Source organism: Micrococcus sp. Mcc28 (genome assembly GCF_024519775.1).
GTDB lineage: Bacteria > Actinomycetota > Actinomycetes > Actinomycetales > Micrococcaceae > Micrococcus > Micrococcus luteus.
The window spans coordinates 86,828-93,864 of record NZ_JALJRH010000012.1 but is presented as its reverse complement, the minus strand read 5'-3'; the positions used below and the strand labels follow the sequence as shown (position 1 = coordinate 93,864).

Here is a 7,037-nt window from a genome sequence, read left to right as displayed (position 1 = left end):
TCATGATTCTTACCGTTCCTCTCGGTACGGCTTACACAGACCATCTGACACGCCCTCCTGCGGGAGAGGCCCACTCGTCTCATCTCAGCCGGCGCCTCGTGGCAAGAACCTCATGACCCACAACACCTAGCCCCTGCCCCACCCCTCGTCGAGGCCCGCAGACGCGCCGCTACGCCGTCGTCGTAGCGGCGTGTCTGCGGGCCTGGGCGGCGGGCCTCAACGGCCGGCCTCAACGGCCGGCCTCAGCGGTCGGCCGGGGCGGCGGGGCCCTTCCCTGAGCCACTCCCCAGGCACCTGCCAGCACAATCACAGGTCATACCTGGGTATGAGTCGGACGCCCCGAGGTTCATCCTCATGGCCCTGCCGGTGCGCCCACCCCCTCCGCGATGCTGGACGCAGGCCCCGCAGCGGGTCCGCCGCCGGGGTGCACGCGCCGATGGCCGCCCCGGCCCGACGCGCACTGGAGGAGAGGCACCATGACCGGCAGCATCCTGGACCACCCCACCCCGACGACGTCCCGCGCCTCCGACCCAGCCGCCGAGCAGGCGCAGCGGGACAGTGAATGCGTGGCCTTCTTCGTGGCGCTGGTGACGGCCGCCGTCGTGATGCTGGGCCTGAGCCTGTTCACGGGGGTCGAGGGGCTGCTCCGCCTGGCACTCACCGCGGGCGCCGGCCTGCTCGCCGGCGCCGGCGCGTGGGCCACCGCCCGCCCCGTCCTGGAGGACGACGCCCCGGGCGACTGACCCGGCCGCGCCCTCAGGGCCGCAGGCCGCGCAGGTACGTGTCCAGCAGCCAGCCCCGCTGGTCCGGGCCGTGGCCCAGCAGCGCGCACTCCGGCGACCGGGTGACCATGAGCAGGCCGAACAGGTAGTCCGCCCCGGTCACGTCCGGGCCCACGAGCCCGGCCCGCCGCGCCTCGGCCACCACCTGGTCCGCGAGCTCGAGGATCACACGCTCGGCCTCGGCGATGAGGGCCTCGGGCGGCCGGTCGGCGGGGTCGAAGTCGTCCCGGGCCGCCGCGAGCGAGGCCAGGTTCACGGCCCCCAGGTCCTCCGCGAGCCTCCGCCACCGCGCCTCGGTCCCACCGCCGTGCCCGTCCCCGCCCACCCCGTCGAGGAAGGCCTGCAGGATCCCCCCGGTGCGGGCCACGACGTCCTCGAGCACGGCGTCCAGCAGATCCCGACGCGTGGGGAAGTGCCGGTACAGCGTCCCCACGCCGACCCCGGCCTCCTGCGCCACCCCGCGCAGGGACATCGCCGCCCCCTGGGTGGCGATGAGACGGCCGGCGGCCGCCAGCAGGTCCTGGCGGTTGGCGCGGGTGTCGGCTCTCATGTCCCCATCATCCCACTCCACCCCGCACCGCCCGGCGGCGGGGACCTGACGCCCTCGGGTCCACGCCTCGCCGGCCCGCCTCATCCCCGGGCATGACCCGCCGCCCGCGGAGGTGGTCCCCTCCTCCGATCCGCCCCGCCGGGTCCGCGCGGGAGAGTGGCCGCCATGGACACCTCTTCCCCCGCACACCCCTTCTCCCCCACGACCCCCGGCCCCGTCGCGCCGGGGCCGGGCACGCCGTCGTCCCCCGCACACCACGACGACGGCGCCCGCCGTCTGCGCCCGCGGCCTCACCCGCGCCTACGGGCGCGGTGACGCGCAGGTGCACGCCCTGCGCGGGGTGGACGTGGACTTCGCCTCGGGCGCGTTCACCGCGATCATGGGGCCCTCGGGGTCGGGCAAGTCGACGCTCCTGCACTGCCTGGCCGGGCTGGACGCGCGGACCTCGGGGTCGGTGAGGATCGGCGGCACCGAGATCACCGGGCTGGACGACACCGTCCTGACCCGCCTGCGCCGCGACCGCGTGGGCTTCGTGTTCCAGGCCTTCAACCTGGTGCCCACGCTCACGGCCGAGCAGAACATCGTGCTGCCGCTCGAGCTGGCCGGCCGCACCCCGGACCGCGCGTGGCTGGAGGAGATCACCCGGACCCTGGGCCTCGCGGACCGGCTGGGCCACCGCCCGCACGAGCTCTCGGGCGGTCAGCAGCAGCGCGTCGCCGTCGCCCGCGCCCTGCTCACCCGACCGGACGTCGTGTTCGGGGACGAGCCCACCGGCAACCTGGACACCGCCACCTCCGCCGAGGTGCTCGGCCTGCTGCGCCGGTCCGCGCGGGAGATGGGCCAGACCGTCGTCATGGTCACCCACGACCCCGTGGCCGCCTCCGCCGCCGACCGCGTCGTGCTGCTCGCGGACGGCCGCCTGGCCGGTGAGCTCGTGGACCCCACGGTCGAGTCCGTCACCGCGGCCCTGACCGCCCTGTCCGCCCCGGCCGAGGGCGGGGTGCGCTGACCGTGTGGACCGTCGCCCTCTCCCAGCTGCGCAGCCAGCCGCGCCGCTACGTCTCCCTGGTGCTGGCCATCCTGATCGGCACCCTGTTCCTCGCGGCCTCCTTCCTCGTCTCCTCGACGGCGCAGGCCACCCTGCGCGCCACGCTCGGCAGCACCTACGCCGGCGCCGACCTCGTGGTCCTGCCGGGCGGGTCCGAGGACGTCTCCGACCTCGCCGGCACCGGTGCCGAGCCCGGCCCGCTGGCCCGCCTGGACGGCGTCGAGGAGGCGTACGCCCTGCGGATGGCGTGGGCGACGGCCCGCGCCGCGGACGCCGAGTTCGGCACCACGGTGATGCCCCTGCCCCGCGACCCGGCCCTGGCGGGCCTGACCGTGACCGCCGGCGCCCTGCCCGCCGCCGACGACGCCCGCGGCGTCACCCTCGACGCGCAGACCGCGGACCGGCACGGAGTGGCCGTGGGCGACGTCGTCACGCTGGCGAGCGCGTCCGGGCCCGACTCGACCACCACGCCGGTGGACGCGGTGGTCACGGGCCTGACCCAGCCTTCCCCCGACCCGATGCTCTCCGGGCAGGCGCAGGTGTGGGCCTCACCCGCGGCGCTGACCACGGTGCAGGGCGAGGACGGGGAGGCCGGGTTCACCCCCCACCTGCTGCTGCGCCTGGCCGGCGGGGCGGACGCCCCCGCCGTCGCCGAGGCCGCCCGCGCCGAGGCCACAGCGGCCGGGGTGGACGCCGACGTCGCGACCCCGGACGAAGCCGTGCGCTCGGCGGTGACGCAGCTGAGCGGCGGCACCGACCTGCTGGGCTGGGTGCTCGGCGGCTTCGCGGCGCTGGCCCTGCTGGTGACCGCGCTGGTCATCGCGAACACCTTCCAGGTGCTCGTGGCCCAGCGCACCCGTGACCTCGCGCTGCTGCGCACCATCGGCTCGACGACGGCCCAGGTGCGGGCCTCCGTGCTGACCGAGGCCGCCGTCGTGGGCGTGGTGGGCTCCGTGCTGGGCGCCGGTCTCGCCGTGGCGATCGTGGCCGGCGTGGCCGCGGCCGCCCGCGAGATGCTGGACCTGCCGTTCCTCACGTTCGGTCTGCACCCGGCCGGGCTCGCCGTCTCGGTGGCCGTGGGTGTGGCGGTGACGGTCCTGGCCGCGCTGGCCCCCGCGGTGGCCGCGACGCGCGTCGCCCCGCTCGAGGCCCTGCGGCCCAAGGACGAGGTGACCGCCGGATCGCGCGGCGGCCGGGTCCGCACGGCGATCGGGCTGGTGCTGGCCGTCGGCGGCACCGCGCTCATGCTGGGGGGTGTGTCCGTCCGGGAGCCGGTCTCAGCGATCGGCGGCGGCGCGCTGTCCTTCGTGGGCGTGCTCCTGCTGGCACGGCTGTTCGTGCCCGCCGCGGTGCGGGGGGCGGCCGTGCTGGCGCGTCCGGCCGGCGTCCCCGGGCACCTGGCCGGGCTGAACGCGGTGCGCCACCGGTCCCGGACCGCTGCCACCGCCGCGGCCCTGCTCGTGGGCACCACCCTCGTGGCGCTGTTCCTCACCGGCGGGCGCACCGCCCAGGAGCAGACGGCCCTCGCCCTGGACACCGCCTACCCGGTGGACCTCGTGGTGCAGCTGCCCGCCGACGCGGACCCGGCCCGCGCGGCCGAGGCCGTCGCCGCGACGGAAGACGTGCAGGCGGTGGCCCTGGCCACCCCCGTGGGCACCACGGAGAACGGGTCCCCCGTGCTGGCGACGCCGGCGGCGGACCTGCGCGCCGTCGTCGCGCGCCTGCCCGAGGGCGTCACCGGCCTCGGCGACCCCGGCACGGCGCTCGTGCCCGACTGGGTCGAGGCGGATCCGGTCCGCGCGGAGGTGGCGGGGGCCGCGCAGACGTTCGCCCCGGTGCGCGCCGGCTCGCTGAGCTCCGGCGTGTACGTGGCGGCCGAGCCGCTGCGCGAGACCGGGTGGGACGGGGCCCCGGGCGCCGCCGTGCCGGGCCAGCTGCTCGTCGCCCTCGACCCCGGCGTCCCCGTCGACCGCCTGCAGGGCCTGAGCGAGGACGTGACCCGGGCCGCGGGCGACGGGGCGGCCGTGATCGACGGCGGGGCCGGCGAGCACGCGCTCTACGCCCGGATCATCGACGCGATGCTCGGCATCGTGGTGGCGCTGCTGGCGGTGTCCGTGCTGATCGCGCTGATCGGCGTGGCAAACACGCTGAGCCTGTCCGTGATCGAGCGGACGCGCGAGAACGCATTGCTGCGGGCACTCGGCCTGACGCGAGGCGGACTGCGCGGGGCGATCGCGATCGAGGCCGTGCTGATCGCGGCCGTGGCCGCCGTGCTGGGCTGCGCCCTCGGGGTGTTCTACGGCTGGGCGGGGGCGCAGCTGGTCCTCGCCGACCTCTCCGCGACCGCGGGCGCCGGGACCGCGGTGCGCCCGGTCGTGCCGTGGCGCGAGCTCGGGCTGGTGGTGGCCGTGGCGGCGCTGGCCGGGCTGGCGGCGTCGCTGCTGCCCGCGCGTCGGGCGGCCCGGCTGAGCCCCGTGGCGGGCCTGGCCGCGGTGTGAGCGGGCGGGGCGGTGCCGCTGGGAATCGTCGGCGGATCTCACCCTTCTGACCGTCTGTCGGCGCGCCAGGAGGGTCGGATCCGCAGAAGATCCCGCCCCGGCGACGCGCCCGAGACCTCGTGACGGAGTCCCGGGCGCGCCCTACGCTGAGCCGCATGAGCGAGAGCACCCACGCCACCCCGCCCGCCCCCGCCGGATCCCCCGCCTGGATCGACTACACCGCCCCCGACTTCGCCCGCCAGCGGGCCTTCTACGAGGCCCTCTTCGGTTGGACCTTCACCGACTCCGGCGAAGAGTTCGGCCACTACCTGATGATCACCAAGGACGGCGCCTCCGTGGGCGGCGCCATGGACGCCGACCAGGTCTCGCAGATGACCGGCGAGGACCCCCTGCCCGCCGCGTGGACCGTCTACCTGCGCACGCAGGACATGGACGCCACCCTCACCGCGGTGCGGGAGAACGGCGGCGCCGTGCTCGTGGACGCGATGCCCGTCGGCGACCTCGGCGTGATGGCCGTGGCCGAGGGCCCGGGCCACGAGGTCGTGGGCTTCTGGCAGTCCGGCACCTTCCCCGGCCACGATCTGCCGCTCACCCCCGGCACCTCCGTGTGGTTCGAGCTCCTGACCACCCGCTTCGACGAGTCCGCCGAGTTCTACTGCGCCGTGGCCGGCTGGCAGCCCACCCTGATGGGGGACGACGACGCCCCGGAGGACACGCAGACCGTAGCCGACGCCGAGGACGCGGCCCACGACAGCCCCCGCTACGCGACGAACCACCCGTTCGACCGCGCGACCGCGGGCCTGTGCGACGCGCGGACCTGGCTGCCGCCGAACACCGTGGGGTACTGGCGCGTGTACTTCGCCGTGGCGGACACGGACCGCGCGCTCGAGGTGATCCGCGAGCACGGCGGCACGGTCCTGGACGGCCCCCAGGACTCCCCGTTCGGCCGCGTCACCACCGTGCTGGACCCCGCCGGGGCCACGTTCCAGATCAACGAGCCGCCGGCCGAGGGCTGACGGCCGCCGTCGTCGACCGACGACCGTTGACCGTCCGGAATCGTCTGCGGAACTGACCCTTCTGGGGGGTCTGATCCCGCCTCGGAAGGGTCAGTTCCGCAGACGATCCGCCGGGGCCGAACCGGGGACGCCCGCGGCCCTGCGGCCGTCCGCACGGCGGTAGGCCATGGCGAGCACGGCCCCGGAGAGGTTGTGCCAGATCGAGAACACGGCGCCCGGCAGGGCCGCCGCCGGCGAGATGTACTGCGCCGCGAGGCCCGCAGCGAGGCCCGAGTTCTGCATGCCGACCTCGATCGAGACCGTGCGCGCCACGGGCGTGGGCAGCCGGAACAGCTTCGCCGCGCCGTAGCCGAGCAGGTAGCCGAGCCCGTTGTGCAGCACCACCGCGGCGAACACCAGCAGACCCGCCGACAGCACGCGGGAGGCGCTGTTCCCGACGACGGCGGCCACCACCAGCGCGATGAACACCACCGAGACCCACGGCAGGGCGGGCAGCACGCGGTCGACGACGCGGCGCAGCAGCAGGCGCACGACGAGTCCGCCCAGGACCGGCAGGAGCACGATGTTCACGATGGACTTCGCCATGGCGCCACCGTCGACGGCCATGTACTGGCCTGCCAGCCACAGGGTGAGCAGCGGCGTGAGCAGCGGAGCCAGGAGCGTGGACACGGAGGTCATGGCCACGGACAGGGCGGTGTCGGCGCGGGCGAGGTAGCTGACCACGTTCGAGGACGTGCCGCCCGGGGCCGAGCCCACGAGGATCACGCCCGCCGCGAGCTCGGGTGGCAGCTGGAGCACGACGGCGACGCCGAGCCCCAGCAGCGGCATGATCGCGTACTGCGCCACCACGCCCAGCAGCACGGGCAGCGGTCGGCGGGCGACGAGGCCGAAGTCCGGAAGGGTCAGCGTCAGGCCCATGCCGAACATGATGATCCCGAGGAACAGGTTGACCTGGGGCAGCAGCGTCTTCGCGGCGGTCGGGGCGAGGAAGCCCACGAGCGCGGCGGCGAGCACCAGCAGCGGGAAGACGGTGACGGCGATGCGTGCGGAGCGGTCTTCCGCGCGGCGGGCGTCGGTGGGGGCGGGATCCGGTGCGGTCATCCCGTCATGGTAGGAGCGCGACCGCGGTGCGTCGTCGCGTGA

6 protein-coding genes are annotated in these 7,037 nt (G+C 75.8%); 4 read left to right on the top strand and 2 right to left on the bottom strand.

The features are described from left to right. Positions 1-476: 476 nt before the first annotated feature. Positions 477-743 carry a hypothetical protein gene (locus tag NR073_RS08100; protein ID WP_230278028.1) on the top strand — a complete coding sequence of 89 codons (267 nt, stop codon included), beginning with the start codon at positions 477-479 and terminating at the stop codon, positions 741-743. A 13-nt stretch (positions 744-756) separates the two neighbouring features. Here the strand turns inward: NR073_RS08100 and NR073_RS08095 are convergent, their stop codons facing one another. Continuing rightward, entirely contained in the window at positions 757-1,332 is a 576-nt protein-coding gene (locus tag NR073_RS08095; RefSeq protein WP_230278029.1) for a TetR/AcrR family transcriptional regulator, read from the bottom strand. A 322-nt stretch (positions 1,333-1,654) separates the two neighbouring features. On the opposite strand from NR073_RS08095, the gene NR073_RS08090 reads away from it, so the two are divergent. From NR073_RS08090 to NR073_RS08080, 3 genes are all read left to right on the top strand, one after another. Further along, entirely contained in the window at positions 1,655-2,341 is a 687-nt protein-coding gene (locus NR073_RS08090; RefSeq protein WP_372970637.1) for an ABC transporter ATP-binding protein, read from the top strand. 2 nt (positions 2,342-2,343) lie between these two features. Further along, on the top strand, positions 2,344-4,878 hold the full coding sequence (locus tag NR073_RS08085; RefSeq protein WP_230278030.1) for an FtsX-like permease family protein: 2,535 nt from the start codon (positions 2,344-2,346) through the stop codon (positions 4,876-4,878). Positions 4,879-5,033: 155 nt separating this feature from the next. Further along, a complete protein-coding gene (locus NR073_RS08080) occupies positions 5,034-5,894 on the top strand; it encodes a VOC family protein (protein ID WP_230278031.1) in 861 nt (286 codons plus the stop codon). 90 nt (positions 5,895-5,984) lie between these two features. On the opposite strand, the gene NR073_RS08075 is transcribed toward NR073_RS08080, so the two are convergent. Continuing rightward, a complete protein-coding gene (locus NR073_RS08075) occupies positions 5,985-6,995 on the bottom strand; it encodes a bile acid:sodium symporter family protein (RefSeq protein ID WP_230278032.1) in 1,011 nt (336 codons plus the stop codon). Between the last annotated feature and the right edge of the window lie 42 nt (positions 6,996-7,037).